At 72.4% G+C, this 26,048-nt stretch carries 27 protein-coding genes; 12 read left to right on the top strand and 15 right to left on the bottom strand.

The features are described 5' to 3' along the window. Positions 1-52: 52 nt before the first annotated feature. Positions 53-1,246 (top strand): CaiB/BaiF CoA transferase family protein, encoded by a 1,194-nt coding sequence (locus CP983_RS03925; RefSeq protein ID WP_150498545.1) that lies wholly within the window; start codon positions 53-55, stop codon positions 1,244-1,246. Positions 1,247-1,275: 29 nt separating this feature from the next. On the opposite strand, the gene CP983_RS03930 is transcribed toward CP983_RS03925, so the two are convergent. Then, on the bottom strand, positions 1,276-1,983 hold the full coding sequence (locus CP983_RS03930; RefSeq protein ID WP_150498546.1) for an SDR family NAD(P)-dependent oxidoreductase: 708 nt from the start codon (positions 1,981-1,983) through the stop codon (positions 1,276-1,278). Between the two features lie 102 nt (positions 1,984-2,085). Between CP983_RS03930 and CP983_RS03935 the strand changes: the two genes are divergently transcribed. Beyond that, the gene (locus CP983_RS03935) at positions 2,086-2,922 is read left to right on the top strand and encodes a helix-turn-helix transcriptional regulator (RefSeq protein ID WP_150498547.1); all 837 of its coding nucleotides are present in this window, start codon (positions 2,086-2,088) and stop codon (positions 2,920-2,922) included. Positions 2,923-3,013: 91 nt separating this feature from the next. Next, entirely contained in the window at positions 3,014-3,877 is an 864-nt protein-coding gene (locus tag CP983_RS03940) for a hypothetical protein (protein ID WP_150498548.1), read from the top strand. A gap of 25 nt (positions 3,878-3,902) precedes the next feature. On the opposite strand, the gene CP983_RS03945 is transcribed toward CP983_RS03940, so the two are convergent. The 4 genes from CP983_RS03945 to CP983_RS03960 all read right to left on the bottom strand — a co-directional run bounded on the left by CP983_RS03945 (position 3,903) and on the right by CP983_RS03960 (position 8,700). Continuing rightward, positions 3,903-4,712 carry a fructosamine kinase family protein gene (locus tag CP983_RS03945; protein WP_150506373.1) on the bottom strand — a complete coding sequence of 270 codons (810 nt, stop codon included), beginning with the start codon at positions 4,710-4,712 and terminating at the stop codon, positions 3,903-3,905. Between the two features lie 94 nt (positions 4,713-4,806). Then, entirely contained in the window at positions 4,807-5,262 is a 456-nt protein-coding gene (locus CP983_RS03950; RefSeq protein WP_150498549.1) for a (2Fe-2S)-binding protein, read from the bottom strand. A gap of 39 nt (positions 5,263-5,301) precedes the next feature. Then, a complete protein-coding gene (locus CP983_RS03955; RefSeq protein ID WP_150506375.1) occupies positions 5,302-7,410 on the bottom strand; it encodes a xanthine dehydrogenase family protein molybdopterin-binding subunit in 2,109 nt (702 codons plus the stop codon). 120 nt (positions 7,411-7,530) lie between these two features. Then, positions 7,531-8,700, bottom strand: a complete 1,170-nt coding sequence (locus CP983_RS03960; protein WP_150498550.1) for an FAD-dependent oxidoreductase — start codon at positions 8,698-8,700, stop codon at positions 7,531-7,533. Between the two features lie 205 nt (positions 8,701-8,905). Between CP983_RS03960 and CP983_RS03965 the strand changes: the two genes are divergently transcribed. Next, complete coding sequence (locus tag CP983_RS03965; protein ID WP_107908450.1) at positions 8,906-9,490, top strand: AMIN-like domain-containing (lipo)protein; 585 nt, start codon at positions 8,906-8,908, stop codon at positions 9,488-9,490. A gap of 22 nt (positions 9,491-9,512) precedes the next feature. Here the strand turns inward: CP983_RS03965 and CP983_RS03970 are convergent, their stop codons facing one another. After that, positions 9,513-11,312 (bottom strand): sigma-54-dependent Fis family transcriptional regulator, encoded by a 1,800-nt coding sequence (locus tag CP983_RS03970; protein WP_150498551.1) that lies wholly within the window; start codon positions 11,310-11,312, stop codon positions 9,513-9,515. A 177-nt stretch (positions 11,313-11,489) separates the two neighbouring features. Here CP983_RS03970 and CP983_RS03975 point away from each other — a divergent pair, with 177 nt between their 5' ends. From CP983_RS03975 to CP983_RS03995, 5 genes are all read left to right on the top strand, one after another. After that, positions 11,490-13,229 (top strand): FAD-dependent oxidoreductase, encoded by a 1,740-nt coding sequence (locus CP983_RS03975; protein ID WP_150498552.1) that lies wholly within the window; start codon positions 11,490-11,492, stop codon positions 13,227-13,229. A gap of 119 nt (positions 13,230-13,348) precedes the next feature. Further along, positions 13,349-14,206, top strand: coding sequence for an intradiol ring-cleavage dioxygenase (locus CP983_RS03980; RefSeq protein WP_150498553.1), 858 nt, complete (start codon positions 13,349-13,351; stop codon positions 14,204-14,206). Further along, positions 14,203-15,285 (top strand): maleylacetate reductase, encoded by a 1,083-nt coding sequence (locus tag CP983_RS03985; protein ID WP_150498554.1) that lies wholly within the window; start codon positions 14,203-14,205, stop codon positions 15,283-15,285. Before CP983_RS03980 ends, CP983_RS03985 begins: the two co-directional genes overlap by 4 nt. Positions 15,286-15,351: 66 nt before the next feature. Beyond that, positions 15,352-16,254: a YceI family protein gene (locus tag CP983_RS03990; RefSeq protein WP_150498555.1), complete on the top strand. Its 903-nt coding sequence runs from the start codon at positions 15,352-15,354 to the stop codon at positions 16,252-16,254. A 104-nt stretch (positions 16,255-16,358) separates the two neighbouring features. Next, on the top strand, positions 16,359-16,742 hold the full coding sequence (locus tag CP983_RS03995) for a luciferase domain-containing protein (protein ID WP_150498556.1): 384 nt from the start codon (positions 16,359-16,361) through the stop codon (positions 16,740-16,742). Between the two features lie 6 nt (positions 16,743-16,748). Here the strand turns inward: CP983_RS03995 and ppk2 are convergent, their stop codons facing one another. From ppk2 to CP983_RS04010, 3 genes are all read right to left on the bottom strand, one after another. Beyond that, positions 16,749-17,642 (bottom strand): polyphosphate kinase 2, encoded by an 894-nt coding sequence (gene ppk2, locus CP983_RS04000; RefSeq protein ID WP_107908443.1) that lies wholly within the window; start codon positions 17,640-17,642, stop codon positions 16,749-16,751. Between the two features lie 53 nt (positions 17,643-17,695). After that, positions 17,696-18,175, bottom strand: coding sequence for an SRPBCC domain-containing protein (locus tag CP983_RS04005; RefSeq protein ID WP_150498557.1), 480 nt, complete (start codon positions 18,173-18,175; stop codon positions 17,696-17,698). Positions 18,176-18,236: 61 nt separating this feature from the next. After that, on the bottom strand, positions 18,237-18,677 hold the full coding sequence (locus tag CP983_RS04010) for a MarR family winged helix-turn-helix transcriptional regulator (RefSeq protein ID WP_150498558.1): 441 nt from the start codon (positions 18,675-18,677) through the stop codon (positions 18,237-18,239). Positions 18,678-18,787: 110 nt separating this feature from the next. On the opposite strand from CP983_RS04010, the gene CP983_RS04015 reads away from it, so the two are divergent. Then, positions 18,788-19,600, top strand: coding sequence for an amidohydrolase family protein (locus tag CP983_RS04015; protein ID WP_125524306.1), 813 nt, complete (start codon positions 18,788-18,790; stop codon positions 19,598-19,600). An 18-nt stretch (positions 19,601-19,618) separates the two neighbouring features. On the opposite strand, the gene CP983_RS04020 is transcribed toward CP983_RS04015, so the two are convergent. The 3 genes from CP983_RS04020 to CP983_RS04030 form a co-directional block, all read right to left on the bottom strand. Continuing rightward, on the bottom strand, positions 19,619-20,947 hold the full coding sequence (locus CP983_RS04020; protein WP_150498559.1) for an enolase C-terminal domain-like protein: 1,329 nt from the start codon (positions 20,945-20,947) through the stop codon (positions 19,619-19,621). Between the two features lie 37 nt (positions 20,948-20,984). Beyond that, positions 20,985-22,361, bottom strand: a complete 1,377-nt coding sequence (locus CP983_RS04025; RefSeq protein ID WP_268256179.1) for a gluconate:H+ symporter — start codon at positions 22,359-22,361, stop codon at positions 20,985-20,987. A gap of 113 nt (positions 22,362-22,474) precedes the next feature. After that, entirely contained in the window at positions 22,475-22,927 is a 453-nt protein-coding gene (locus CP983_RS04030) for a TIGR03668 family PPOX class F420-dependent oxidoreductase (RefSeq protein WP_150498561.1), read from the bottom strand. A 102-nt stretch (positions 22,928-23,029) separates the two neighbouring features. Between CP983_RS04030 and CP983_RS04035 the strand changes: the two genes are divergently transcribed. Together CP983_RS04035 and CP983_RS04040 are read left to right on the top strand one after the other, a co-directional pair. Beyond that, entirely contained in the window at positions 23,030-23,485 is a 456-nt protein-coding gene (locus tag CP983_RS04035; RefSeq protein ID WP_150498562.1) for an archease, read from the top strand. 45 nt (positions 23,486-23,530) lie between these two features. Continuing rightward, positions 23,531-24,649 carry a CapA family protein gene (locus CP983_RS04040; RefSeq protein WP_150498563.1) on the top strand — a complete coding sequence of 373 codons (1,119 nt, stop codon included), beginning with the start codon at positions 23,531-23,533 and terminating at the stop codon, positions 24,647-24,649. A gap of 3 nt (positions 24,650-24,652) precedes the next feature. Here the strand turns inward: CP983_RS04040 and CP983_RS04045 are convergent, their stop codons facing one another. The 3 genes from CP983_RS04045 to CP983_RS04055 form a co-directional block, all read right to left on the bottom strand. Continuing rightward, positions 24,653-25,294: a phosphoribosyltransferase gene (locus tag CP983_RS04045; protein WP_150498564.1), complete on the bottom strand. Its 642-nt coding sequence runs from the start codon at positions 25,292-25,294 to the stop codon at positions 24,653-24,655. 67 nt (positions 25,295-25,361) lie between these two features. After that, complete coding sequence (locus CP983_RS04050; protein WP_107908435.1) at positions 25,362-25,694, bottom strand: hypothetical protein; 333 nt, start codon at positions 25,692-25,694, stop codon at positions 25,362-25,364. Between the two features lie 103 nt (positions 25,695-25,797). Further along, positions 25,798-26,037 carry a hypothetical protein gene (locus tag CP983_RS04055; RefSeq protein ID WP_030958220.1) on the bottom strand — a complete coding sequence of 80 codons (240 nt, stop codon included), beginning with the start codon at positions 26,035-26,037 and terminating at the stop codon, positions 25,798-25,800. Positions 26,038-26,048 lie beyond the last annotated feature (11 nt).

The following is a 26,048-nucleotide window of genomic DNA, read 5'->3' on the forward strand; positions in this document are numbered from 1 at the left end:
TTCGCCGGGGTGCCGTTGACGGGATCTTGGCCGGGGCCGTACGAATGGCCTCATGAACGCGCCCCGTCTCCCCCTGTCCGGCATCACCGTCGTCAGCCTCGAACAGGCCGTGGCGGCCCCGTACGCCACCCGGCAGCTGGCCGATCTCGGGGCCCGGGTGATCAAGGTCGAGCGGCCGGGCGACGGGGACTTCGCCCGCCGGTACGACACCACCGTGCACGGGCAGTCCAGCTATTTCGTCTGGCTCAACCGGTCGAAGGAGTCGCTCACGCTGGATCTGAAGGCCCCGCGGGGCCAGGAGATCCTGCACCGGCTCCTCGACACCGCGGACGTGTTCGTGCAGAACCTCGCCCCTGGCGCCGCCGACCGTCTCGGCCTCGGTGCGGAGGCGCTCGGCGAGCGGTGGCCGCGGCTTATCCCGTGCACGATCTCCGGGTACGGCACGTCCGGACCGTGGGCCGGACGGAAGTCGTACGACCTGCTGGTGCAGTGCCAGACAGGGCTGGTGTCCCTGACGGGGACCGCCGAGGAGACCGCGCGCGTCGGCATCTCCGTCGCCGACATCGCCGCCGGGATGTACGCCTACAGCGGCATCCTCACCGCCCTGTTCACACGCGCCACCACAGGTACGGCCCACCCCGTGGAGGTGTCCCTCTTCGAGGCGCTGGCGGAGTGGATGGGCCAGCCCGCCTATTACACGGAGTACGGCGGCACCCAGCCTCCCCGGCTCGGCACCCAGCACCCCACCCTCGCCCCGTACGGCGCCTACCCGGCCGCCGACGGCAAGGAGGTGCTGTTCTCCATCCAGAACGAGCGGGAGTGGGCCGTGCTGTGCGCGGAGTTCCTCGGCCGGGCCGACCTGACCGACGACCCGCGCTTCGCCACCAGCTCGGCCCGTGTCGCCCATCGCGAGGAGCTCAACGCCGTCGTCGCCGAGCGCTGCGCCCGCTCCGACGCCGACGAGATCCTCAAGGACCTGGAGTCCATGAACATCGCCTGTGCCGGGGTCAACGACGTCGCTGCGTTCCTGGACCACCCGGTCCTGGCCGGCCGTGACCGCTGGCGCGACGTGGCGGTGCCCGGTGGTGCGACGGCGCGGGCCCTGCTGCCGCCCGCCGACCTCATGGGAGTGCCCGCGCGCATGGACCCGGTGCCCGCGGTGGGCGAGCACACCGAGGCGATCCTGACCGAACTCGGCCGTACCGCCGAGGAGATCGCGGCCCTGCGCGCCGACGGCGTCGTCTGAGGGACCACGTCACCGGCGGGCCGGCCTCGTCACCAGGGAAGCGGCCCGTTCACGTCCAGGTAGCCGCCGGTCGGGCCGTCCGGGCCGACCTGTGCCATCCGGACGATGATCTCGGCGCCCTCCGCGACGGTCTGGGTGCCGGTGCGCCCGTTGAGGTCCGTGTTGGTGAAGCCGGGCTCGACGGCGTTGATCCGCATCCGCGGGAACGCCTTCGCGTACTGGACGGTGATCATGTTGACCGCCGTCTTCGAGGTCGGGTACGAGACGGCCTGGTAGAAGTGGGCCGGCGAGTCCGGGTCGGACAGTGTGGTCAGCGAGGCGAGGCCGCTGCTGACGTTCACCACGACGGGCGCGCCGGACCGCTGGAGCAGCGGCAGGAAGGCGTGCAGGACTCGGACGACGCCGAAGACGTTCGTCTCGAAGACCGTGCGTATCTCGTCGGCGGTGGTGTCCGCGGCGGCGGGGATGCCGTTGTTCTCGCCCCTGACCTCGATCCCGGCGTTGTTGATCAGGACGTCGAGTCCGCCGTCGGCCTCGATGGTCTTCACGGCTGCCTGGACGGAGGCGTCGTCGGTGACGTCGAGCTGCACGAACCGGGCACCGAGCTCTTCGGCGGCGCGGCGGCCGCGCTCGGCGTCGCGGGCGCCGATGTAGACGGTGTGACCCGCTTCGGTGAGCCGGCGTGCGGTCTCGAAGCCGAGTCCCTTGTTCGCTCCGGTGATGAGTGTTGTCGTCATGTCCTCAGCGTGCTGCGCCGCGCGCGGGTCAGCCAGCCGTCCCGTCTTCCTGGGACTGCCGGTACCAGGCACGCGTCTGCCCGACGGTGTTCACTGGGGAGCATGACGGCGACTGAGCTCGGACAGGCCCTGCGCCGCTGGCGCGACCGGGTCGCGCCCGAGTCGGCGGGTCTGCCCTCGGGTGGGCACCGGCGTGCGGCGGGGCTGCGCCGGGAGGAGCTGGCGCTGCTGGCCGGGATCTCGGTCGACTACGTCACGCGTCTCGAACAGGGCCGGGCGAGCAGTCCGTCCGGGCAGATCGTGGAGGCCCTGGCCCGGGCGCTGCGGCTGTCGGCGGACGAGCGCGTGCACCTGTTCCGGCTGGCGGGCCTGGCGCCGCCCGGCCCGGACGCGGTCCCCGCCCACATCACGCCGAGCGTGCAGCGCCTGCTGGACCGGCTGAACGGCACTCCCGTCGGGGTGTACGACGCGGCCTGGACGCTGCTGCTGGCCAATCCCCATTACGCCGCGCTCATGGGCGACCCCTCCGGATGGCGCGGCTTCGAACGCAACGGCGTGTGGCGGGCCTTCCTCGGCCCCCGCGGCCGGGCCCGGCAGACCCCGCAGGAGAGGGCCGCGTTCGAGTCCGGCCTCGTCGCCGACCTTCGCGCGACCGCGAGCCGCTACCCGTCGGACCCCCAACTGCGGCGGCTGATAGCGGAGTTGCGTGCGAACAGCCCGCGCTTCTCGGAGCTGTGGGACACGGGCAGGGTCGGCCGTCACGAGACCGGCCACAAGATCATCGATCATCCGCAGGTCGGACCGCTGACCCTGGACTGCGACATCCTCGCGGTGGCGGGCAGCGATCTGCGGCTGATGGTCTACACGGCCGCACCCGGCACCGAGGACGCCGAGCGCCTCGCGCTGCTGGCCGTGCTCGGCACGCAGTCCCTGGTCTGACCGAACGCGGCGCGCGCTTCGTGCGTCTGAGTGACGGGCTGTGCGCCGACACCGCCCCGACCGGCTCGTCGCCGTCCACTCGGGGGTTTCCATGCGTACGACCGCTTCCCGCACCGCCCTGTCCCTCGCCGCCCTCGGTCTGCTCGTCGCCGGGTGCGGTGACGACTCGAAGGGCTCGGGCGCGTCCGAGCCGGCACCGCACACCAGGTCCCGCGCGCTCGAGGTGGCGAAGGCCTGGGACGGTTCGTCGGCCGCCGAGACCTGGCGCGCGGGCTACTACCCGCTGGGCGATCCGGTGCAACTGCCCGACAGGGCCTTCCACAGCGGCGCCGACAAGGAGGCGTACCTCAGCCGGAACTTCGCCCTGCGCGGCGACCTTCCCAAGACTTCCCGGAAGGACGCGAAGGTGACCTGGCGGGACGGCGACTCCCTGACCCTCCCCCTCATGGATGCGCGCGCGGCGTACGACAAGTTGGGCGGCGGCAACGGTCCCGGGCCGCGTCTCACGGTCACCGGGGCGAGGCTGGGCGAGACGACGGTGGCGACCAGTCGCGGCCCGGCGACCGTCCCGGCTTGGCTGTTCACGATCGACGGCTACGACACTCCGCTCAAGCGCGTCGCGCTCGCCCCGTCGAAGCCGCCCAAGTCGCCCATCAGCGCGGTCGACTCCCCCACGAACGAGCTGTGGGAGCTGAACCGGGTGGTCGCGGTGGCCGCCGACGGCCGGTCCGTCACCGTGCGGGCCCACCACGGGGCATGCGACGACGGACCGGCCGTGGACGTGCTGGAGACGGACGACAGCGTGGTGCTGTCCGGCTACATGGTCGGAACGAAGGACGGGATCTGCACGGCGCAGCTGCTGGCCGAGAAGGTGACGGTCGAACTGGACCGGCCCCTCGGCGACCGGATCCTGCTGGACGCGTTCACGGGCCGCCCCGTGCGCGGCGCCGAGTGATCCGCCTTCTCCCCTGCCCGCTCGGTCAGCTCCTCAGGGCCGATCCGGCTGCCGCGAGGGCCTGTTCGGCGTAGCCGCGGCCGAAGAGCACGGCGTGCACCAGGAGCGGGAACAGCTGGTGCAGGGCGATGCGGTCGGCCCAGCCGTCGGCGAGGGGCGCGGCGTCCTGGTAGCCGTCGAGGATCCGGTCCAGGTGGGGGCAGCCGAAGAGGTGGAGCATGGCCAGGTCGGTCTCGCGGTGCCCGCCGTGCGCGGCCGGGTCGATGAGCCAGGCGTGGCCGTCGGTACCCCACAGGACGTTGCCGTTCCAGAGGTCGCCGTGCAGCCGGGCGGGCGGCTCGGCGGGGCCGGCCAGTTCGGGGAGCCGCTCGCAGACCCGCTCGATGACGGGCGCCTCGGCGCTGCGGATCGTGCCGTCGTCGACCGCGCCGCGCAGATACGGCAGCACCCGGTGCTCGGCGTACCAGCGGGGCCAGTCGGGGCCGGTGACGTTGCGCATCGGGGCGAGACCGATGTACGCGTCCTCGGGGCCGCCCGGCGGTGGGGCGCCGAACGCGGGTGCCCCACAGGCGTGCAGGGCCGCCAGTTCACGGCCGAACCGCTCGGCCGACCGGGCATCGGGCCCGCCGGTCGGCACCTGGTCCGTGACGAGCCACCCGGCGTCCTCACCGTGCACCGCAGGAACACGCACGGTGCCGGCCTCGGCCAGCCAGCGCAGCCCCGCCGCCTCGGCCCGCGCGGCCCGGTCGCCGTCGCCGCGCTTGACCATGACCACCCGGCCGTCGTCGAGAGTGACTTCGGCGAGCGACGGGGACAGACGGCGTTCCCCGGCCATCGCGATCCCGGTGAGCCGAGCCGCCACGGCGCCCGGACCTGCGGAGCTGTTGCGCACGGGCCTCAGCGTACGACGGCCCGGGGCCTTGGCCGGGTCAGCCGTTGGCGGCGGCCTTCTCGATCGCCTCGCGGATCCGGGAGTAGGTGCCGCACCGGCAGACGTTCTCGATCCTGTCGATGTCGGCGTCCGTCGGCTTGGGCGTCTTCTTCAGCAGGGCCGCCGCGGCCATGATCTGGCCCGGCTGGCAGAAGCCGCACTGGGCGACGTCGCAGTCGAGCCAGGCCTGCTGCACGGGATGCAGCCGGCCGCCGTCGGCGAGGCCCTCGATGGTGGTGACCTCACGGTCCACGCAGTCGGCGACCTTGACGACGCAGGGCTGGATCTCGTCGCCGTCGAGGTGACTGGTGCAGGCACGGCAGGCGCCGACGCCACAGCCGTACTTGGGGCCGGTGACGTTCAGCAGGTCGCGCAGCACCCACAGCAGGGGCATGTCGGCGGGTGCCTCGACGGTGACCCGCTTCCCGTTGAGGGTGAAGGAGTAGGAGGGCATGGGGACCTTCTCTTCGGGTGGCTCAGAAGTTCGGGTGGCTCAGAAGTTCAGGGGGAAGCGGCGCGGCTTGGTGCCGGTCGCCCGCGCGTAGGCGTTGGCGACGGCTCCGGCCGCGGCGGGGACGCCGAGTTCACCGGCTCCGCCGGGCTCGCGCCGGGAGGGCAGGATGTGCGCCTCGAAGTGCTGCGGGGCGTGCCGCTGGCGGGCGTAGTGGAAGTCGGCGAAGCTGCTCTCGCGGACGGCGCCCTTGTCGATGTGCAGCCCTGCTCGCAGCACGGTGGAGATGCCGTCGACGGCGGTGCCCATGAGCTGGGCCTCGAGTCCGCGCGGGTTGACGGCGGTTCCGACGTCGGCCGCCATCACCACCTTGGTCACCCTCGGGTTCTTCGGGTCGACGGCGTCGATCTCGACCAGGCAGGCAACACAGGAGCCGTACTCCTCGTGCACGGCGACCCCTTGGGCATGACCCCTTGGCAGGTTGCGGCCCCATTGCCCCGCGGTCGCGACCTTGTCCAGTACGGCCTTGACCGCCTTGCTCCGCAGTGTCGTACGGCGGAAGGCGACCGGGTCCTTGCCGAGAGCGCGGGCGACCTCGTCGACGACGATCTCCTCGGCCGTGCGGACGGTGCCGGAGTCCACCGAGCGCCAGGCGCCGAGGGGCACCGCCAGCTCGACGGAGCCCGAATCGCCGGAGAGACGGCCGAAGTTGTAGAGGCCGCTCTCGCTGGGGAGCGGTGCCGCCGCGGGGCCGCGCACGGCGGAGCGGGCGCCGCCCTGGGCGGACAGGCCCCGGGCGTCGAAGGACTCGCTGACCGAGGCGGTCGCGTGGGCGAAGGCCACCACGCGGCCCTGGGCATGGCTGGCGCGGACGCGGTGGTGGGAGGCCGGGCGCATCCGGCCGTGCCGGATGTCGTCGGTCCGGCTCCACATCAGCTTCACCGGGAGGCGCGCCTTCTTGGAGATGACGGCCGCCTCGATCGCGGCGTCGTGGTTGAGCCGCCGTCCGAACGAGCCGCCGCCGCGCATCACATGGATCCGCACCTTCGACGCGGGCAGGCCGATCGTCGAGGCGATGTCCTCCCGCGCGGACATGGGCGTCTGGGAGGAGAACCAGATCTCGGCCCGCTGCGGCCGTACGTCCGCCACGGCCGTGAGGACCTCCATCGGCGCGTGGCTGACGAAGGCGAACTCGAACTCGGCCTCGGTCTGCTCCGATCCGCTGGGCGGGTTCCCCAGCTTCGGGACGGCGGCGCGCAGCCGGGAGCGGATCTGGCTGTCGGAGACGCCGGCCAGCGGTCCCGGCGCCCACTTGATGCGCAGGGCGTCGCGGGCCTGCAGGGCGTGGTGGAAGGTCTCCGCGACCACGGCGACACCGCCGCCGAACCGGACGACCGCGTGGACGCCGGGCATGGCGCGGGCGGCCGTGGAGTCGACCGAGACGATCTTCCCGGCGAGCGTCGGCGGCCGGGCCACGACCGTCGGCTTCGCTCCCGCCACCGCGAGGTCTCCGGTGTACTCGGCCTTCCCGGTGACGATGTCGCGGGCGTCGATGCGGTTCGTCGGCCGGCCGATCAGCCGGTGCTGGGACGCCGGTTTGGGCGTGGCGGGCACGGTGGGTCTGGTGATCGGGGCGGCGCTCCTGGTCAGCGAACCGAAGGTGGCCATGCGGCCGTCCGGTGCGATGACCCGGGTACCGCGGGTGCGCAGGGTCCGCGCGGGGACGTGCCAGCGTCGGGAGGCCGCGGTCACCAGCTTGGCGCGTGCCATGGCGGCGAGTTCCCGGGCCGGGCCGTATAGCGAACTGACCGAACTGGAGCCGCCGGTGTACTGGTTGCCCTTGCTGCGGGCCTCCGCGAGCGGGATCTCGACGTCGGCGAGCCGGGCGTCGAGCTCCTCGGCGATCATCATGGCGACGGCGGTGGTGACGCCTTGGCCGACCTCGACACGAGGCAGCCGTACGACGACCTTGTTGGCCTGGGTGACCTCCAGGACCAGCATTTCCTCGTCGGTTGCGGTGACCAGGACGTCGGACGAGCGGCGTGCGCCGTCCGCGCCGTCGGCGGGTTTCTCGGCTCCCTCGGCGGTGGAGCCGTCGCAGCCGAGCGGCGCCGCGACGGTCAGGGTGGTCGCCGCGAGCGAATAGACCACGAACTGTCGACGGGACAACTGACGGGCCAACAGGTGCTCCTCTCGGCGAACCCTGGGTGGTTCGACCTCTATGAGGGGCCTGTGCGCTGCGGGGTTGCGCCGGTTGGCCACTGCATCGACTTAAGTCGCGGGCAGCCGCAGCTCGGTGTCCCACTCCAGGTGCCCCGCGAGCTCGTCGTCACCGGGGCGGGTCGGGGCGCCGCCTCCGGGACGGCGCTCGGACGGGTTGTGGGTGCCTCGGGAGATGTTGCCGCTGACGGTGACGTTGTGCTCCACCCGGGGGCGGCGCAGGGTCTCGTAGAGGGACAGCCCGGTGTCCGTGTCCGGCGCGTCCCGCAGGGACTTGGCGAGGACGACGGCGTCCTCCAGTGCCATGGACGCGCCCTGCCCGGTGGCCGGGGACGCCGCGTGGGCCGCGTCGCCGATGAGCAGGGTCCGGCCGGAGCGCCAGGGGGTGCCGGTGGGCAGTTCGGTGGCGTTGGTGACCATGAGGTCGTCGGAGGTGGCGGCGACGAGGTCCGCGGCCGGGGTGCTGTCCTTGCCGAGCAGGGGCAGCAGCAGGTCGCGCAGGTGGGCCGGGCCGGCGTGCTCGATGTCGGCCGCGGCGAGGGGTTCGCCGGCGACGCGTGCGAACCAGTACGTCTCTCCCTCGGGCGAGACCGCGTAACCGAAGGCGACGGCGCTGCCGCGCACCATGGTGATGGTCTCGGGCCGGGCTGCCGGGGGCGCTTGGCGGGTGTAGCCGTAGAAGACCTGCTGCCCGGAGTAGACCGGCCGCCGGTCGGGGGCGGTGAGTCCGCGGACGGTGGAGCTGAGGCCGTCGGCGCCGATGAGGAGGTCGCCGGTCGCCGTGGTGCCGTCGGCGAAGTGGGCGGTGACGCCGTTTTCGGGGCCGTCGTCGACCGAGACCAGGCGCATGTCGTGCCGGATGCCGATGCCGCGGCCGGTCACCTCGGCCTGCAAGGCGGCGTTGAGGTCACCTCGCCGCACGCACCGGTACCGCAGATGCGGTGTTCCGGCTTCGCCGAGGGGCACTTGGGCGATCTCGGCGCCCGTGTCGTCGAGGACGCGCATCGAGGTCAGCGGGAAGCCGATCGAGGTCACCGCCGCCGAGGCGTCCACCTCCGCCAGCGCGCGCATGCCGTTACTGGCGAGGGTGAGGAAGGCGCCAATGTCCTCCGCGGAGTCCGGGTGCGCCTCGTACACGGCGACGTCATGTCCGGCCTTGTGCAGGGCGAGTGCCGCCCCGGTGCCGGCGATTCCGCCCCCTACGACCAGTAACCGCGTCACATTGCCCCCTGACAGGTTTCGCACAGATCCTCCGCGCCCGCTGATCGCGGCCGTCCCTCGTAGAACGTCCCAGGTCCGGCACCGGTTCCCGAGCTGGCGGTCGATCGCGGAAAAGTCCGGACGACCGGGCTCCGTAACCGTGCAACCATTGGGCCAAGACGGTTGTCTCCCCTAATATCAGGCACATCACCTCTCGGGGGACGCAATGGTACGAAACAGAACCGCATGGGCGACTGCGGCACTCATGGTCGCCACGCTGGGTGTGGCAGCGGTCCCGGCCGAAGCCACCGCCGGCACCACCGCCACGCAGGCCACGGCCTGTCCGACCGGCTGGGGCAGCCAGGCCGAGACCCGCTCGGCGGGCACGCTGGAGCCGCTGACGAACGTCAGGACGGGCCGGCACGCCTGCTTCGACCGCATGGTCGTCGACGTCCCCGGCGCGGGCAGCAGTGAACTCGGCTATTCCGTCCGGTACGTCAGCCGTCTCTACCAGGACGGCTCGGGCCGGCAGATCACCGTCGGCGGCGGCGCCATTCTCGAGGTGCGCGTGACGGCGCCCGCGTACGACCCCGACACCGGCAAGCCCACCTATCCGGCGAAGGCCGGTCAGCGTCTGACGGGCGTGAACCTCACGGGGTACCGCACGTTCCGGGACGCCCGGTTCGTGGGCAGCTTCGAAGGGGACACGCAGATCGGGCTCGGCGTCCGCGCGCGGCTGCCGTTCCGGGTGTGGGTGGCCGCCGGTCGCGTCGTCATCGACGTCGCGCACAACTGGACCGGAGCCCGCTGAACACCGCGCAGGTCAGGGACGCTCAGGGCCTCGGCCCGTTCTGGGCGTCCCGGCCCTGGTACTCACGCAGCTTCCGGTAGAGGGTCGCGCGGCCGATTCCCAGCGCTGTCGCGGCGCGCGCCTTGTTGCCGCCGTGGCGGCGCAGCGCCTCCAGAATCGCGGACCGTTCGGCCAGCTCCATCGGGCTGAGGGTGCGTCCCGCGGGCCCTTCGCGCACGGGGTCGGGCAGTTCGCCGCGCCGCACCGGCCCGAAGACCCGGCGTCCGCCCGCCAAGGCCCGTACGAGATGGGCGAGTTCGGTGACGTTCCCCGGCCATGAATGCTGCTCCAGCGCGCGCAGTGCGTCCAGCGTCCAGGTCAGCGGTGGACTGCCGGGTGCCGGCCCGGGCGTGAGGGCGGGCAGCAACTCCCTGATGTCCTCGGGGCGTTCGCGCAGCGCGGGCAGGGTCACGGAGCGGGCCGCGAGGGTGTCCAGGAGGCGCTGGAGGCAGGGGCCCGGCGAGGTTCCGGGAGTGTGGGTGGCGATCAGGCGGGCGTCCGGGTGCTGTTCCAGGAGTGAGTTCAGGGCGGCGACGTCCGGCTGGGAGAGGCGTTCGGCGTGGCGCAGCAGGAGGGGGCGGTCGCCGGTCCTCCCCCACTCTCCGGCCGAGGGGACCTCCCACTCGCCGTCCTTGAGGCCGAGTTCGGGTGACTCGGCGGCGTCCACGACCAACGGGTCCGTGCCGTCGAGGAGTCCGAGGGCGAGGGCCGTCTTGCCCGTCCCCCGCTCGCCCGTCACCAGCACGGGTCCCGGCGCGCGGAACAGCTCCGTCGCCCGTGCGACCGCGTGCCGCCAGGCCACCGAGCCTCCGACCAGCGCGCCCCCGGGGCCCGGCGCCGACGGCTCGGGCTCCACGGGACGCGGGGCGAGCACGGCGACCAGGCCGAGGACGCGGCCCTCGTGCCGTACCGGAGTGATCTCGGCGGTACAGCCGGCGCCCTCGGGGAGCGGGACGCCGTAGGACTCGCAGGCGTCCTCGGGCGACGGGACGCCGTACGACTCCCCGGTGCCCCTCCCCCGGACCCGTGCGCCGCGCTCCAGTGCCTCCAGGACCTGTGGCGAGGCGAGGCCGGCCGCCGCCTCGCTGATCAGGCGGTTGCGGCCGTCCAGTGCGACCACCGCCCGCTCCCGTCCCCGCGCGGCCCGCTCGTAGGCGTCGAGCAGTGCCCGTTCCTCGGTACGCGCGCGTGCCCGCAGTTCGGCCTCCACCGCGGCGGCGGCCGCCTCGGCGAGGGCGGCGCCCGGATGCGGCCGGCAGCCCGCCCACAGGGCGCGGGCCACCGTCAGCGTGCCGAGCACCTGCCCCGTCTCCGGGGAGAACAGCGGCACGCTGACCGCGGAGACGTCCTGCCAGACGTCGAGGAAGTGCTCGGGACCGTGCACCTCGGCACGGCGCCGGGTGCGCAGGGCGAGCGCGGCGCTGTTGTGGCCGACCTCCCGCTCGGACAGGTCGGCGCAGGTGTCGTCGCCGGGCGCGCTGCCGGTCGACCAGAGCACCCTGAGCCGTTCGTCGGTGAGCACGAGCGCGGTGCGGCCGGCGTCGAGGGCGGGGGCGATCCGGGTCAGCGCAGGGCGGGCGGCCTCCAGCAGGGGTGAGTCGGCCGGCTGGGGCGACTCCCGTACGGGGCCGTCGAGATCGGGGCGTACGCCGAAGAAGCGGGCGCGCCGCCAGGCGGCCACGACGTCGTCCGGTACGCCGTCCGGGAGGGGACGCCCCGTCAGGAACCGTTCGCGGGCCTGGCGCAGCGGGGCGAGGGCAGGGGATTGTTCCGCGGTGGTCATGGCGCCCTCACCGTATCCGGGGCGTCGCACAGCCGGCGACGGCGGGTCGCCCCGCTCCCGCTCCGTCCCCCGCGGGCGACCGGCGGGTTGTCTCGTATTGAGACACCCGTGAAGGGCCGCCCCGCTCCATGATCTTGAAGGACCCGGGTCGGTTCTCATCTTCTGGAGCGTTCTGTCGTGCACACCGTCGTCGAGACCGATGTACTGATCGTGGGCAGCGGCCCGGCGGGCGCGTCGGCCGCGCTGGCGCTGAGCACGTACGGCGTGCCCAACATGGTCGTCACGCGGTACGCGAGCCTCGCGGACACGCCCCGCGCCCACATCACCAACCAGCGCACCATGGAGGTGCTGCGGGATCTGGGCGTCGAGCAGGACGTGATCGCGCGGGCGACGCCCCAGCATCTGATGGGCAACACGACGTTCTGCACGAGCCTCGCGGGCGAGGAGCTCGGCCGGGTCCGCTCGTGGGGCAACGATCCGCTCGTGCAGGCCGCGCACGAGCTGGCCAGCCCGACCCGGATGTGCGACATGCCGCAGCATCTGATGGAGCCGGTGCTGGTGAACGCGGCGATCGCCCGCGGCACCGACTTCCGCTTCAGCACGGTCTACAAGTCCTTCGTCCAGGACGACTCGGGCGTCACGGTCACCGTCGAGGACCGGCTGCGCGGTGACGAGTACAGCATCCGTGCCCGGTATCTGATCGGCGCCGACGGCGGACGCTCCCAGGTCGCCGAGGACGCCGGGCTGCCGATGGGCGGTCAGATGGGTGTCGCGGGCAGCATCAACATCGTCTTCGACGCGGACCTCGGCAAGTACACCGCGCACCGCCCCTCCACCCTGTACTGGGTGCTCGCGCCCGGCGCCAGGGTCGGCGGCATCGGCGCGGGCCTGGTGCGCTGCGTTCGGCCCTGGAACGAGTGGCTGATCGTGTGGGGCTACGACGTGACGGCGGGCGCCCCCGACCTCACCGAGGAGTACGCCCTTTCCGTCGTACGGCAGTTGGTCGGCGACGACGAGATCCCGGTGACGATCAAGTCGTCCTCGGCGTGGACGGTCAACGAGATGTACGCCGAGACGTACTCCGCCGGGCGGGTGTTCTGCGCCGGGGACGCCGTGCACCGTCACCCGCCGTCCAACGGGCTCGGCTCCAACACGTCCGTCCAGGACTCCTACAACCTGGCGTGGAAGCTGAAGCTCGTCCTCGGCGGGGAGGCCTCGCCGCGGCTCCTCGACACCTACACCGCGGAGCGCGCGCCGGTCGGCAGGCAGATCGTGACGCGCGCCAACAAGTCCATCGCCGAGACCGCGCCGATCTTCGAGGCGCTCGACGGGCTGTCCCCGCAGACGCCCGAGCAGCTGTGGGCCAACATCGCCGCCCGCAAGGACGCCACCGAGGCCGCCGCGAAGCAGCGGGCCGCGCTGCGCGAGGCCATCGCCTTCAAGGTGTACGAGTTCAACGCGCACGGTGTCGACCTCAACCAGCGCTACACGTCCGCCGCGATCGTCCCCGACGGCACGCCGGACCCCGGTTGCGCCCGCGATCCCGAGCTGCACCACCAGCCGTCCTCCTGCCCCGGCGCAAAGCTCCCGCACGCCTGGATCACCTCCGGGACGCGCACGCTGTCCACCCTCGACACCGTCGGAAAGGGCCGTTTCACGCTGCTCACCGGCATAGGGGGCGAGGCATGGCTGCGGGCCGCCGAGGCCCAGCCCCTCGACATCGCGACGGTCGTCGTCGGCCCCGGGCAGGAGTACGAGGACCCCTACGGCGACTGGGCCGCCCTGAGCGGGATCTCCGACGGGGGTGCTCTCCTCGTCCGCCCCGACGGCTATGTGACGTTCCGGCACGCCGACGCGACCGCGGACGCCGAACCGCTGCTCACGGACGCACTGCGGCGAATCCTCGGGCACGGTTGAAAAGACACGGTTGAAAGACACGTTCGAGAGGCACGGCCGGGATGCGTGCGGCTGGGATGAGTGCGACCGATCCGGGCACGGATGGGACGGGCGCACAGGACGACGAAGAGGGAGCGGACATGGCGGACGAGCCGACGGTCACCGACGAGGTCGTCGCCGCTCTGCGGGACACCGGCGATCCGCGGCTGCGGGAGCTGCTCACCGGACTCGTGCGGCATCTGCACGCCTTCGCCCGGGAGACGGGGCTGACGCAGGAGGAGTGGGAGCGGGCGATCGGGTTCCTCACGGAGACCGGGCAGATGTGCACGGACACCCGGCAGGAGTTCATCCTGCTGTCCGACGTGCTCGGCCTGTCGATGCTGGTGGAGACGATCAACGACCGGCACGGCCCCGGCACCACCGAGTCGACCGTCCTGGGCCCCTTCCACATGACCGCCTCGCCCGTGCGCGAGCTCGGCGCGGACATCGACCTGGTGGGCGGCGGCGAGGCGTGCGTGGTCAGTGGGCAGGTGCTGTCCCGGGACGGCACGCCGCTGCCCGGCGCGGTGGTCGATGTCTGGCAGGCCGACGGCAACGGCTTCTACGACGTGCAGCAGCCGGACGTACAGCCCGCCGGGAACGGCCGCGGCCTGTTCACCGCGGACGACGAGGGCCGGTTCTGGTTCCGTACGTGCGTGCCGAGCCCGTATCCGATCCCGACGGACGGGCCGGTCGGCGGGCTGCTGCGGGCCACGGGACGGCATCCCTACCGGCCCGCGCACATCCATTTCATCGCCTCCGCCGCCGGACACGCTCCGGTGACCACGCACATCTTCGTGGCGGGCAGCGACTACCTGGAATCGGACGCGGTGTTCGCCGTCAAGCCGGGCCTCGTCACCGACTTCGCCCCCGTCGACGACCCGTCCGCGGCAGGCGGGTTCGGCGTGGCCAACCCGTTCCGGCAGGCCCGATTCGACCTCGTGCTGGAGCCGTCGTGACGAACGCCCTCGACTTCTCCTACGAGAGCCGGCCCGGCCGGGTCGTCTTCCGCGCCGGCGCGGCCGTGTCCGCGACGCCCGGCGAGGTGGAACGGCTCGGGCTGCGGCGGGTGCTGGTGGTGTGCGGGACGCGGGGCGCGGACACCGCGCGGGCGGTCGCCGACGCGCTCGGTCCGGCCTGCGCCGGGCTGCACGACCGGGCCCGGATGCACGTGCCCGCCGAGGTCGCGGACGCCGCCGTGCAGACGGCTCGCGCGGTCGGCGCGGACGGGTGCGTGGCCGTGGGCGGCGGTTCGTCGATCGGGCTGGGCAAGGCGATCGCGCTGCGCACCGGCCTGCCGCTGATCGCCGTGCCCTCGACGTACTCCGGCTCGGAGATGACCCCGGTGTGGGGCCTGACCGAGAACGGCGTCAAGCGCACCGGCCGCGATACGAAGGTGCTGCCCCGCAGCGTGGTCTACGACCCCGAACTCACCCTCTCGCTGCCCGTGCCGCTCTCGGTGACCAGCGGCGTCAACGCGATCGCGCACGCCGTGGAGGCCCTGTACGCGCCGGACACCTCGCCGCTGATCGCGCTGATGGCCGAGGAGGGCGTACGGGCGATGGCGGGGGCGCTCCCGGCGGTGGCCTCGGACCCGGCGTCGCGTGCGGCGCGCGGGCGTGCCCTGTACGGGGCCTGGCTGTGCGGGTCCTGTCTGGGCGCGACCACCATGGGCCTGCATCACAAGCTGTGCCATGTCCTGGGCGGCACCTTCGGGCTGCCGCACGCGGAGACGCACACGGTGGTGCTGCCGTACGCCCTGGCGTACAACGCCTCGGCGGCCCCGGAGGCGGCAGCGGCCGTGGCCCGCGCGCTGGACGCGGCCGACGCGCCGACGGCCCTGTGGGAGCTGGCCGGACGCCTCGGCGCGCCCCGCTCGCTCGCCGAACTGGGCCTCACCGAGGCCGACCTGGCGACCGCGGCCGAGCAGGCCACGAACCAGGCGTACGCCAACCCCCGACCGGTGACGGCCGACGGCGTGCTCGCAGTGCTGCGGGCCGCCCACGAGGGCGCACCACCGGCCACGGTCGCCGGCTGACCCTCCCCCGAACCCACCCCCCACCGTTCGAAGTTTCCCCCCACGCCGGAAGAAAAGGTGATCAGCATGCCCCTCGGTCTGCTCAGGAGTCGACGCTCCCGAGGAGCCCCGGGTGTTCCCCTGCCCGTGCCGCCCGGAGCGGGCGTCGTGGGCCGCGAGGTCGTGGATCCGATGGGGCTGCCGCTGCGCGGCGCCGACGTGACCGTGACCGCGCTGGACTCGCACCAGGTCGTGGCGTCGGGTACGACGGACCCGTACGGCCTCTTCTTCGCGGCCCTGCCCCCGGGCCGCTACAGCCTCATGATCACGGCCGAGGGCCTGTCGCCGTACCGCGAACCCCTGGACGTGGTCGCCGATCCGGCCCGGCCCACCGTCCGCGTGCAGCTGGCGTCGGCCCGGCAGCTGGAGCTGCCGACGCCCGGCACCTGGCTGTTCGACCCGCCGCACACGGCGATCCGGTTCATCGCCAAGCACGTCGGCATGGCCCATGTCCACGGCCGCTTCGAACGGTTCACGGGCGGCATCCGGGTGGCGCCCGACATGGCCGAGTCGAGGGTGTCCGTGCGGATCGACGCGGCCAGCATCACGACGGGCAACAACACCCGGGACGCGCATCTGCGTTCGGGTGACTTCCTGGACGTCGAGCGCTACCCGTACATCGACTTCACCAGCACCCGCTTCGCCTACCGGGGCGGCGCCAAGTGGACGCTTCACGGTTCGCTGACCATGCACGGCGTGAGCCGCTCCGTGGATCTGGACACCACCTACCTGGGTTCGGTCAACGGCGGCTACGGCGAGGAGCTGCGGTGCGCGGCGCTCGCGAAGGCGGAGCTGCACCGGGAGGACTTCACCCTGAACTGGCGCAGCATGCTGGCCCGTGGCATCGCGGTGGTCGGGCCGACGGTGCAGCTGGAGCTGGACGTACAGGCCATGTACCGCACCCACGACACCCCGACGCCGCCGGAGTAGGAGCTGCTCACAGCGGACGGAGGGCGGCTGTCAGACACCTCACACACCGGTTACGAATCGCTCAACCTCTGGTTGCGAAGCGGTGATCGGGTGACTATGGGGCTATGACACCGGCCCAACGTGCCATCGAACGACTGCAAGCCTGGCCCGACCTCAGCTCGGGCCCGGCCGGTTGCGGCACCGGGCGGGCACTGCGCACCGTCCACAGCGAGATCGTGCACTTCCACTCCGACCGGGACGTGGACCTGCATCTGACGGTGCCGGCCATCCGGCGGCTGCGCGACGATCTTCAGGTCTCCACCGCGATCCGGCTCGTCCCGGATTCGGACTGGGTGACCGTGCACCTCGACTGCGACACGGACGTCGATCTGCTGATGAGCCTGGTCAGCGCCGCGCTCAAGGCCCATCAGCAGCGGCCCGCCCCCGCCGGGCAGCCGGCGGAGAAGACCTGCAACTTCCGTCGTGTGACGGTGCTCCCCCGCGGCTAGGTGCCCTCAGCTCCCGTCCGCGGTGTCGTCCTCGCCGGCCTCCAGCAGACCGGCGGCGGCACCGATGATGCGGGGGTCGGGGGCGCCGACGACCTCCTCGTCCTTGTCGTCGTAGTCGAATCGGGCGAGCACGCTGCGCATGGCCTCGACCCTGGCCCGCTTCTTGTCGTTGCTCTTCACCACCGTCCAGGGCGCGTGGTCGGTGTCCGTCTCACGGAACATGGCGACCTTGGCGGCGGTGTAGTCGTCCCAGCGGTCCAGCGAGGCCAGGTCCATGGGGCTGAGCTTCCACTGCCGTACGGGGTCGACCTGGCGGATGGTGAAGCGGGTGCGCTGCTCGCTCTGGGACACCGAGAACCAGAACTTCACCAGGTCGACGCCGTCGTCCACGAGCATCCGCTCGAAGGCCGGGGCCTGCCGCATGAAGCGCCGGTACTCGTCGTCGGTGCAGAAGTCCATCACGCGCTCCACGCCGGCCCGGTTGTACCAGGACCGGTCGAACAGCACGATCTCGCCGGCGGTCGGCAGATGCTCGACGTACCGCTGGAAGTACCACTGACCGCGTTCCCGCTCGGTCGGCTTCTCCAGCGCGACCACCCGGGCGCCGCGCGGGTTCAGGTGCTCGGTGAAGCGCTTGATGGTGCCGCCCTTGCCGGCCGCGTCGCGTCCCTCGAAGACGATCACGAGCCGGCGGCCGGACTCCTTGATCCAGCTCTGGAGCTTCAGGAGCTCGATCTGCTGGAGCCGCTTGTGCCACTCGTACTCGGGACGCTCCATGCGTTCCTGGTACGGGTAGTTCTCCCGCCAGGTGTCCACCGGGCTGCCGTCCGGCCTGATCAGTACGGGGTCGTCCTGGTCGGTGTAGTCGACGCGCAGCCCTGACAGCAGTTCGGTGTCCATACTTCCGCATGGAAGCGAGCGGTTTCGTACGCTCGGCGAACTCCAGACGAAGATCACGTAAACGAAGACGGCGGTGTGCTCTCCACGAGCCGGGCCAGGTTGGCCAGGGCCATGACTGTGCCGGTCTCGTTGTCCTCGGGGCGCACGACGTCGGGGAGGCCCTCGTGCGCGATCGTGACGTCGGTGCCGCCGCCCGCGGCGTCGGCCAGGGTGGTCGTCATGGTCATCGTGCCGTGCAGGGCGGGGTCGTCGCTCTCGAACTCGACCTCCTCGACCACCAGCTCGTCCGCCACCAGCCGCACGAAGCGGCCGTGGTAGGTGTCGGTCTGCGCGTCCGACTTGCCGGTGCCGGTGGGCAGGTCGTAGACGAGCGAGACACGGAACGCCCCGCCTTCCCGGCCGTCGAACTCGTGCACCCGCGCGGTCATGCCGTCCGGTACCCGCCAACGGGACACGGAATCCGCGTCCAGCAGGGCTCGGTAGACGGCCGCACGCGGGGCGTCGACGTGCCGGGAGACTCGCGTCGAGTTCATGGGCTCACGATAGTGGCGGCGCGGGCGACGGCAGTCGGCCTCCGCCGGTTCCGGGCCCCGGTCACCCGCCCGCGTCGGGCGCCTCCCACTGGGCCAGCGCGCGCATCGCCGCCGCGGTCTGTGCGAACCCGTCCTCCCCGAGCAGCGCCCGTGCCTCGGCGTTGAAGCGGTCGACCTCCGGTTGCGCGGCGTCGAGCGCGGCGGCGCCCTCTTCGGTCAACTCCAGCACCACAGCCCGGTGTTCACGCGGATGCGCCCGTCTGGCGACCAGGCCGGCCGCGGTGAGCCGGCCGACCAGTCCGGTGACGGCGGACTCGCGCAGCCCGAGGACCCGGGCCAGCCCCTGCTGGGTGATGCCGGGCTCGTCGCGAACCGCGTACAGCGCGCCGAGTTGGGCCGTGGTGATCCCGGCGGCGGCCACCAGTCGCCGGTCGGAGGCGACGCGCAGCTGGTGTGCCGCGCGCTGGAGCAGGAAGTACAGACGCTGATCGGGCTCGGACATGGACCGATGTTGACAGACCCGACGGGGCGGCGCCATGCTCACTTCACTGGTGAAGTGAGGTCGTGCGCGGGACTCCGCGCTCCCGCGCCCGCGCAGAGAGGCCGCCCCCCATGCCCGTCATCGACGCCTGGATGCAGCACCCGACCCCGCGCCACGCCAACCACGAGATGTTCGAGTCGCTGCGCCGGTGGACCGGCATGGAGCGGCTGGAGAAGCCGCTGCCGGTCGAGGTCACCGTGGCGGCACTGGAGGCCGCGGACGTCGAGGTCGGCCTCGCCTCCGCCTGGTACGGCCCGCAGGGGACGCTGGTCGACAACGACGAGGTGGCCGGCTTCGTCGAACAGGCCGGCGGACGGCTGCGCGGGGTGGCGGGGGCCGACCTCGCCCGCCCGATGGCGGCGGTGCGGGAACTGCGGCGCGCCGTCGAGGAGCTGGGCTTCGTGGCGCTGCGCGTGGTGCCGTGGCTGTGGGGGCTGGCGCCCACCGACCGGCTGTACTACCCGCTGTACGCCGCCTGCGTGGACCTCGGTGTGCCGTTCTGCACGCAGGTCGGGCACACCGGCCCGCTGCGGCCGTCGGAGACCGGGCGGCCCATCCCCTACATCGACCAGGTGGCGCTGGACTTCCCCGAGCTGACGATCGTGTGCGGGCACATCGGCTACCCGTGGACGACGGAGATGATCGCGGTCGCCGACAAGCACGAGAACGTCTTCATCGACACCAGCGCCTACACCGTCCGCCGCTATCCGCCGGAGCTGGTGGACTACCTGCGCGGACGGGGCCGCCGCAAGGTGCTGTTCGGCTCCAACTACCCGATGATCACGCCGAGTCGGGCCCTGGAGCACCTCGACACACTGGGCCTGGACGAGGAGACGCGGGAGCTTTTCCTGCACGGCAACGCCCGCCGCGTCTTCGCCCTCTGACGGCGGTCCGGGAGCGTTTCAGCGCACGAGGCAGGGCCGCTTGGCGTCGAAGGTCCAGCCCTCGACCAGGTACCGCATGCCCGCGGCGTCGTCCCGCCCGGACAGCGCCTTGTCCTGGTAGAGCTCGTGCGCCGCGAGGAGCCGGTCCATGTCCAGGTCGACGCCCAGTCCGGGTGTGTCCGGTACGGCGACCTCGCCGCCGGTGATGCGCGGCGGCTCGACGGTGAGCCGTTCCCGTCCCTCCTGCCAGATCCAGTGCGTGTCCAGGGCGTTGTACTCACCGGGGGCGGCGGCTCCGCAGTGCGCCATCATCGCGAGCGAGATGTCGAAGTGGTTGTTGGAGTGGCAGCCCCAGGTCAGGCCCATCGCGTTGCACAGCTGGGCGACGCGGACCGAGCCCTGCATGGTCCAGAAGTGGGGGTCGGCGAGCGGGATCGACACGGACTGGAGTGCCAGGGCGTGGGTCAGCTGGCGCCAGTCCGTGGCGATCATGTTGGTGGCCGTGGGCAGGCCGGTGGCCCGGCGGAACTCCGCGAGGATCTCGCGGCCGGAGTAGCCGTCCTCCGCCCCGCAGGGGTCCTCGGCATAGGCGAGGGTGCCCAGGAGGGGGCCGCACAGTTCGACGGCCTCGCGCAGGGACCAGGCTCCGTTCGGGTCGAGGGTGATCCGCGCGTCGGGGAAGCGTTCCTTCAGGGCGGTCACGGCCTTGACCTCCTCCTCGCCGGCCAGGACGCCGCCCTTGAGCTTGAAGTCGCGGAACCCGTAGTGGTCGTAGGTGGCCTCTGCCTGCCGGACGATCGCCTCAGGAGTCAGCGCCTCCTCGTGCCGGACGCGGTACCACTCGACGTCCGCGCCGGGTGCGCGGACGTAGTCCAGGTCGGTGCGGTCCGGGTCGCCGACGTAGAAGAGGTAGCCGAGCACCCGTACGGCGTCGCGTTGCCTGCCGTCGCCCAGGAGGGCGGCGACCGGGATCTCCAGGTGCTGTCCGAGCAGGTCGAGCAGGGCGGACTCGACGGCGGTGACCGCGTGCACCGTCGTGCGCAGGTCGAAGGTCTGCGCGCCGCGACCGCCCGCGTCACGGTCGGCGAAGGTGGCCCCGATCGCCCGCAGGACGTTCTTGTAGTCACCCACGCGGGCGCCGACGACCAGGGGTTCGGCGTCGCGCAGGGTCCGCGTGATCTTCTCACCGCCGGGTACTTCGCCGAGGCCGGTGCGGCCCTCGGAGTCCTCCAGGACGACGACGTTGCGGGTGAAGTACGGGGCGTGGGCGCCGGAGAGGTTGAGGAGCATCGAGTCCCGGCCGGCGACCGGATACACGGAGAAGCGGGTGACGACGGGCTGGCTCATGGCGGGAGTTGCCGTTCTCGTGAGGGCGGGCGATGGGTCAGACCTTGAGGGCGTCGAGGACCTGTTCCAGGACCAGTACGCCACCGAGGCCCAGGATCGCGAGGACCGTCGTGTAGGTGGTGCGGGCCTTGATGGCGTCGAGGACGGACAGGTTGAAGTACTCCTTGAACATCCAGAAGCCCGGGTCGTTGACGTGGGACAGGGCGATCGAGCCGCAGGAGACGGCGAGGACCATGACCTCGGGGTGGACGCCGCTGCCCGCGAGCAGGGGCAGGGCGACGCCGGAGGCGGTGACGACGGCGACGGTCGCGGAGCCGAGGGCGACGCGGAGGATGGCGGCGATCAGCCAGGCGAGGATGATCGGGGAGATCGACCAGCCGTCGGTGGCGCCCTTGATGTAGTCGGATATCCCGCCCTCGACGAGGACGTTCTTGAAGGCGCCGCCCGCGCCGATCACGAGCAGGATCATCGCCATCGCCTGGGCGGCCTCCTTGCAGGAGGCGCTGACCTCGGCCAGGCTGCGGCCGATGCGCGGCCCGAACGCCCAGATCGCGACGAGCAGGGTGAGCAGCAGCGCGATCGGCGCGGAGCCGATGAACGCGACGAAGTGCATCGGGCCGCCGTCGCCGGCCCCTGCCAGGTCCGCCACGGCCGCCCCGGCGATCAGCACGACGGGCAGCAGGGCGACGGACAGCGACCAGCCCATGCCGGGCATCTCGTCGTCCTCGAAGACGCGTTCGCTGACCAGGCCCTTGGGGATGCTGGGGTTCATGGCCCGCACGAACGGCAGGCGCGGCCACAGCAGGGCGATGAACGCGCCGACCGGGACGGCGATGAACAGGCCGTAGAACAGGGTCAGTCCGACGGAGGCGTGGAAGGTGGCGGCCACCGCGGTGGGGCCGGGGTGGGGCGGCAGAAAGCTGTGCATGGTGGACAGGGCGATCGACATCGGCAGCCCCACCCACAGCAGGTTCGCGCGGGTCACCCGCACGAGGGTGAAGGCGATCGGCACGATGATGACGAAGGCCACCTCGTAGAACATCGTCACGCCGATGAGCATGGCGGTCAGCACCATGGCCACCTGCACCCAGCGCGGCCCGCACACCTCGAGGAGCCGGCCGGCTATTCGCTGGGCGGCGCCGGAGTCGCCCAGCACCCGGCCGACCATCGCGCCGAGCCCGATGGTGAGCATCGTGTCGCCTATCTGGCCGCCGATGCCCTCGGCCAGGACGTCGGGGATCTTCTCCATCGCGATGCCCTGGACCAGGGCGACGCCCACGGCCACCAGGAGCAGGGCCGCGAAGCCGTTCAGTTTGAGCCTGGTCATCAGGACGAGCAGGACCAGGACGCTGATCCCGACCACCACGAGCGGCATATGCCAGTTCTCCTTTGAACGCCGGCCGCTTACGTTCACCCCAATGAATGGGGTCCTCACATGAAGACGTCGTCTACATATGAAGACGGAGATTATGTTCGTGGATGGTCAAGGTCAATGGGTCTGCCGCCGCGGATTGCCGCGGGGTGGGGTCACGCGCCGCCCGACACCGCCCGCCAGCCGCTCCAGTGCAGGACGGTGATCACGATGACGGCGCCCTCCGGGGGCTCCTGCCGGTACTGGGGGTACTTCCGCCGCAGCCGTTCCACGGCCTCGGCGTACTCGGCGCGGGTGGCCTCGTCCGCCGCGTCGGGCGGCAGGATCCGGGCGCCGCCGTCCGCCCTGACCCACCACAGCCGGTCCCAGTCGGCGTCGTACTCGTCCGCCAGCAGGCAGACCGCCGGGCGCACGGCGATGTTGTGCAGCCGCTTGAGCCCCTTCGACCGCTTCGGCTTGGCGTCCACGGCGCTGACGATCTCGTCGCCGTCCGCCGCGAACACGACCGGCACCAGGTGCGGCCGGCCCTCCGGGTCGACCGTGGCCAGCCGTGCGACCTGTGCCGCGGCGAACCGCGCGCGTGCTTCGTCCTGCTCCATGTCCGGCATGTCGGCTCCTTCGGCCTCGGCGGCGGTACACCGTGCCCCGTGTCGGGTATCCCTGTCCGTGTAGCACTCCTCGGGACAGACGCGGTGGATCAGGTGGTGCCGATGGTCGGCGACACGGACGACGTCATTCAGGCGCGGCGGCGCGGCGAGAGCGGCCATCGGGCCGTGCCGCACCCGGACGACGTACGGATCGAGGCGTGGGCGGTGAGTCGCGAGCGGTGTCTGGTGGAGGCCGCGCTGGGGATGGTGGAGTGCTTCGCCGACGTCACCACGGTACGACCCACCTCGGTGGAGCGGGTGCGGCTCGCCGAGGACACCGACGAGGGGCTCCTGACGGCGCTCCTCGACGAGGTCGCCGTACGTCTCGACGAGGACGGCCGGGTGCCGGTGGACCTGGAGGCCGACGCCGCGGAGGGCGAACTCGACGTAAGGCTCGCCCTCGCCGAACTCACCGACGTGCAGGTCACCGGGATCGATCCGAGGGGCGTGTCCTGGCACGGGCTGCGCATCGGGCCGGATCCGTACGGATGGTCCTGCGCGGTGACCGTGGACGTGTGAGGGGTACGGGTCGGCGGCGGCGCGCGGGGCTCGTACCGTGGAGGCATGAGCGGCGGCACGGTGACGCTGTTCGTCTGCGGCGATGTGATGCTCGGACGCGGTGTCGACCAGATCCTGGCCCGGCCCGGCGACCCGGTGCTGCGGGAGGGGTACATCACGGACGCCCGCGCCTACGTGAACATGGCGGAGTCGGTGAGCGGCCCGATCCCGGCCCCCGTGGACGCGGCGTGGCCGTGGGGCGAGGCGCTGCGGCTGCTGGAGGCGGTCGGCCCGGATGTGCGGATCGTCAACCTGGAGACGTCCGTGACGCGCAGTGACGCGTTCGAGCCCGGCAAGGCCGTCCACTACCGCATGCACCCGGCCAACCTGCCGGCCCTCACCGTCGCCCGGCCCGACGTCTGCGTCCTGGCCAACAACCATGTGCAGGACTTCGGCCGCGCGGGCCTGAAGGAGACGCTCGACGTGCTGCACGGGGCGGGCCTGCGCACGGCCGGCGCGGGACGCGGCTCGGAGGAGGCGTACGCGCCCGTGGCGCTGCCGCTCCCCCACGGCGGCCGTGTGCTGGTCTTCGCGCTGGGCGCCGCCGACAGCGGCATCCCGGCGGGCTGGGCGGCGACCGGCGACCGGCCCGGTGTCGCCTACGTCCCCGAGCTGTCACCCGCCCCGGCCGCCGCGGCGGTCCGGCGGATACGGCAGGTGAAGCAGGCCGGCGACCTCGTGGTGGTGTCCGTGCACTGGGGCTCCAACTGGGGCTACCCGGTCCCCCGGGAACAGCGGCGCTTCGCCCACGCCCTGGTGGACGGCGGCGCCGATGTCGTCCACGGCCACTCCTCGCACCACCCGCGCGCCGTCGAGGTCTACCGGGGCCGGCTGATCCTGCACGGCTGCGGGGACTTCATCGACGACTACGAGGGCATACCCGGCTACGAGCAGTACCGCGACGACCTGCGCATCGCCTACTTCGTGACCCTGACGGCGGACACGGGCGAACTCGCCGGGCTGCGCATGGAGCCCCTGCTGGCCCGTCGTATGCGTCTTGAGCCGGCGCCGGCGGAGGCCCGCGGCTGGCTGCACACGACCCTCGACCGCATCGGCTACGGCGTCCATGTCACCCTCGGCCCGGACGGCGCGCTCGCGCTCGGCAAGCCCGCCGCCCTGGGATGAGCCTCAGTCACCCCGCAGCACCTGAAGCACATCGGCGTCGGTGAGCTGCCGGAAGTCCTCGTACCACTCGCCGACCGCGCTGAACAGCCGCGGCTCGTGCAGGCAGACGAACTCGTCCACCTCCCGGCGCAGTTCCTCTGCCGCCTCCGGGGCGCAGACGGGCACGGCGAGAACCAGCCGCTCGGGCGACCGGTTGCGTACGGCGCGCACCGCGACGCGTGCGGTGTTGCCGGTCGCCACCCCGTCGTCCACCACGACGGCGGTACGGCCGCGCAGCTCCGGCGCCGGGCGGCCCTGCCGATAGCGTTCCTCGCGGCGCCGCAGCTCCTTGCGCTCCCGCTCCACCACCGGCGCGAGGTCGGCCTCGCCCAGCCCCAGCCGGTACAGGGTCCCCTCGTCGAAGACCGGAGGGTCCTCGCCCGCGAGCGCGCCGACCCCGAACTCCTCGTGGAACGGCGCTCCGATCTTGCGTACGACGAGCACATCGAGGGGGGCCTGAAGGACCTCGGCGATCTCCCGGGCGACCGCGACGCCGCCGCGGGGCAGTGCGAGGACGACCGGGTGCGGGAGCTCCCCCTTGTCCTGACGGATGCGCAGTTGCTCCGCCAGCTCCCGCCCGGCCTCGGCGCGGTCACGGAACCGCATGGGTCTCCCCTTCCGTCCGTCGCCGCGTACCCAGCGCTCCGGTATCGGACACCCCACCGTCGGCCCGCTACTGGATGGTCCAGCCGACGCTGCCGACGCCCGAGCTGTAGATCGCGCAGACGCCGGACGACTCGCCGTACTGACCCGGCGCCAGCGTCACCCACTGGCCGGAGACGTCCGGTGCCCAGCCGCAGACGATCTCGGCCCGGAAGGTGACGGTGCGGTCGGTGTTGTTGTGGCAGCCGGCGATGCCGTGGTCAGGGTTGTTGTTGTGCACCCAGCCGTCGCAGTCGACCGTGCCGGCCGCCTGCGCGGGGGCGGCGAGGCCGCCCAGGGTGAGGGCGACGGCGGCGAAGGCGGTGGTCAGGCCTGCCGCGACGATGTTCTTCCTGCGGTTCATGTCGGTCCCCGTGAAGTCGTGATCCGTTCGGACTTGCCGACTTCAGTGAAGGCCACGGGCTCTTCGCCGGGAACCTCGGACTTACCAGGGTGGCACTCGCCCCTCACCCCTTGGCCTTGTCGGAGGGGTCCGGGCTGTTCCAGTCGTACGGCCCGCCGCCGCGCCACTCGATCAGCTCGGGGTCGTCGACGGCCCGGTCCTCGGTGGGCAGGCCCGCGCGGTGCACCAGGTCCATGACGTCGAACAGGCTGTAGGCGGTGCCCGTCGGCTCGTCACGGATCGTCACCTGACGCCCGCCGTCCGGCTCCGGCGGCGACACCACCACGGGGGGACGCGTGCTCATGCCACCACCAT

This window comes from Streptomyces chartreusis, assembly GCF_008704715.1.
GTDB lineage: Bacteria > Actinomycetota > Actinomycetes > Streptomycetales > Streptomycetaceae > Streptomyces > Streptomyces chartreusis.